General features: G+C 62.3%; 4 protein-coding genes. All 4 read left to right on the top strand.

Features of this window, described 5'->3' with window-relative positions; genetic code table 11:
- Positions 1–123 precede the first annotated feature (123 nt).
- The 4 genes from QZY03_RS10580 to QZY03_RS10565 all read left to right on the top strand — a co-directional run bounded on the left by QZY03_RS10580 (position 124) and on the right by QZY03_RS10565 (position 2,492).
- The gene (locus tag QZY03_RS10580; protein ID WP_295580767.1) at positions 124–891 is read left to right on the top strand and encodes a hypothetical protein; all 768 of its coding nucleotides are present in this window, start codon (positions 124–126) and stop codon (positions 889–891) included.
- A 216-nt stretch (positions 892–1,107) separates the two neighbouring features.
- On the top strand, positions 1,108–1,359 hold the full coding sequence (locus QZY03_RS10575; RefSeq protein WP_295580765.1) for a type II toxin-antitoxin system Phd/YefM family antitoxin: 252 nt from the start codon (positions 1,108–1,110) through the stop codon (positions 1,357–1,359).
- A complete protein-coding gene (locus tag QZY03_RS10570) occupies positions 1,343–1,720 on the top strand; it encodes a type II toxin-antitoxin system VapC family toxin (protein ID WP_295580763.1) in 378 nt (125 codons plus the stop codon). The genes QZY03_RS10575 and QZY03_RS10570 overlap by 17 nt, the downstream gene beginning before the upstream one ends.
- Before the next feature lie 10 nt (positions 1,721–1,730).
- Positions 1,731–2,492, top strand: a complete 762-nt coding sequence (locus QZY03_RS10565) for a PDDEXK nuclease domain-containing protein (protein ID WP_295580761.1) — start codon at positions 1,731–1,733, stop codon at positions 2,490–2,492.
- Positions 2,493–2,615: the final 123 nt, after the last annotated feature.

The following is a 2,615-nucleotide window of genomic DNA, read 5'->3' as shown; positions in this document are numbered from 1 at the left end:
TGGTGCGCCGCACCAGTTGGGCGGCGGCGAATTTCGTCAACTCAACCGCAGACCCGGACGCCCTCGTTATTTCCCGCCAGGATTGGCAACGCGTGCTGAATCAACTGGCCTCGACTCCCTGAAATGGCCAAAGTCGAGTTCTTTAGATCCATTGGGAAAAAGGACTTTCGTGATGACTCCGTTCGTTTGTTACCGGTGCTCGATCTTAGTCTTGCGAATCGCAGAATAGCCTTATTCGTCAGGGTGCTATCGCTCAACTGCCTCACCACCCACTACGCCGACCTCTGGCAAGAATGCTGGAGCCCCGCCTTCCAGCAAGACCACTGGTCCAGCCCCGACCCCCGCCTGCCGCAAGACTTCTTCCAGAAACTCACTCCCACCTGGCAACGCCACTGCGCCCTGCGCACCGACTACGCCCGCCGCCAGGCCCTGGTGGAGATCGACGTACTGGCCCCCCAGGCCCTGGGCCTGACGCTCGATGAATTGCTGACCATCTACCGCGTCCAGTTCCCGGTGATGCGCCAATACGAACAGGACACCTGGTACGACGCCGCGGGCCGCATCGTCTTCACCGCCAGCAAGGGCCTGGTCGGCGTCGGCCTGCCGCGCAAGGCCGGCAAGCGCGATGTCGAATGCACAGTGCGCAGCCTGGAAGGCTGCCCCACACAGCGCCGCCTCGGCTGGGAGGACATCCAGCCCAAGGACGGCCAACCCCAGGTGCCCGCCGGCACCCGCGTCGAACGCCCCATCCTCGACGACACCCTGCCCGGCGGCCCCGTCGCGCGGACCATCACCTACGTCGCCCCCTTCAACCTCGCCAACCGCGAGGCGGACTACCGGCTGGCCTGGGCGCATTTTCAGAACCCGAACCAGGGGGATTTGCCGACATGAAGCAGTGCCGTAGGGTGGAACAAGCGAAGCGGTTCGCGGCGGGACGGGACATTCGTCCCGTTCCGGATGTTTATTCCGTCGCCAATCGTCGGTACGAGCCCGCAAGCCCTGAGAAAACGTTTCGGACGGGGCGGATGCCCCGTCCGGCAGCAAGCGATGGCAATCGAGGCCATTATTGGCTAAGCTTGGCCAAGCATCGGCCCGCGGAGTGACATCATGCAAGTCAATATGTTGGAAGCCAAGAACCGCTTGTCCAGTCTGGTCGCAGCGGTCGAGCGCGGCGAGGAGGTGCTGCTCGCGCGCAACGGTGTACCGGTGGCAAAGATCGTTCCCTACGGGCAGATGCCGATCAAACCGCCCGGCGCCTGGAAGGGTCTCGTAGCCCACAGCTCTGATTGGAATTCCGCAGAGACACAGGCGCAGATCGAGGGGCTGTTTCTCGGAGACAGTGATGCGCCTGCTGCTTGATACCTGCATCATTTACGACTGGATGCTGGACGAGCTGACCGATCGCGCAACCGTTGATTTGATCGAGCGTAACGGCGCCTTCGTGAGCGCCGTATCGGTGTGGGAAATGGCGATCAAGCATGGCATTGGAAAGATGGACCTGCCGTCACGCGCGATCGTTGATGACATCACGGCGCAGGGATTCCGCTGGCTCAATATCACGCCTTATCACACCCAGGCCGTTCTTGAACTACCGACTTATCATAAAGATCCCTTCGATCGGCTGCTCATTGCCCAGGCCACCTGTGAAGACCTGCGTATCATCACCTATGACGACCTGTTCGGGCGCTATTTGACGGATACCTTGGTGGTACGTCATTAATATGAGCGACATGACGCCTATCGGCGCTGCTAATCCAATACCCACGGACTTCGCCGAGATCGCCCGGCTGATCGAGTCCGCGCGCCACCAGGCGCTGCAGGCGGTCAACACGACCCTGATCGATCTCTACTGGCAGGTGGGTGCGCACCTCAGCCGCAAGCTGGAAACGGCGGAGTGGGGCGACGCCGTGGTGCAGCAACTGGCGGACTATCTGGCCAGGACTCAGCCCGGGCTGCGCGGGTTCACGCGGAGCAATCTGTTCCGCATGCGCCAGTTCTACGAGACCTACCGGGAGGATGAAACAGTCGCGCCACTGGTGCGACAAATTTCATGGACCCACCATCTGATGATTCTCGGGCAGTGCAAGCGACGGGACTTTCTGATCGAACTCGGGCGCGATTTTTGTTTCGTCGGCTCGCAAGTCCCCCTGCAGGTGGGCGGACGCGACTTCGTGCTGGACCTGCTGTTCTTCCACCGTGGGCTCAATTGTCTGGTGGACTTTGAACTGAAGCTGGGCCGCTTCGAGCCAGAGTACCTGGGCACGCTGGAGTTCTACCTTGATGCGCTGGACCGGGACCTGCGCAAGCCCCATGAGAACCCGGCGATCGGCGTCTTGCTCTGCGCGAGCAAGGACGACGAGGTGGTCGAGTATGCCCTGAGCCGGTCGCTGTCACCGGCCCTGGTGGCTGAATATCGCACTCGGCTGCCGGACAAGCGCCTGCTCCAGGCCAAGCTGCACGAGTTCTATGCACTCAACAGCGCGTCCGAGTAGGGTGCACCGTGGCGCCGACCGTGGCCTGGGCGCCGCGTTCGACGGCGGTATGTCAGGGTGCGCACGGCGCACCCCCTACTGAGCGTGATCGTCAACCCGTCGCGGCCGGGGGCCGCTCCTACG

Origin of the sequence: uncultured Lamprocystis sp., from assembly GCF_903933125.1 — a bacterium.
GTDB lineage: Bacteria > Pseudomonadota > Gammaproteobacteria > Chromatiales > Chromatiaceae > Thiodictyon.
The sequence above is the reverse complement of the archived record's forward strand: the minus strand, read 5'-3'. Positions and strand labels throughout refer to the sequence as shown.

Coding starts and splice junctions, on each gene's coding strand:
- QZY03_RS10580 (WP_295580767.1), top strand. CDS start 124: ATGGCCAAAGTCGAGTTCTTTAGATCCATTGGGAAAAAGGACTTTCGT.
- QZY03_RS10575 (WP_295580765.1), top strand. CDS start 1,108: ATGCAAGTCAATATGTTGGAAGCCAAGAACCGCTTGTCCAGTCTGGTC.
- QZY03_RS10570 (WP_295580763.1), top strand. CDS start 1,343: ATGCGCCTGCTGCTTGATACCTGCATCATTTACGACTGGATGCTGGAC.
- QZY03_RS10565 (WP_295580761.1), top strand. CDS start 1,731: ATGACGCCTATCGGCGCTGCTAATCCAATACCCACGGACTTCGCCGAG.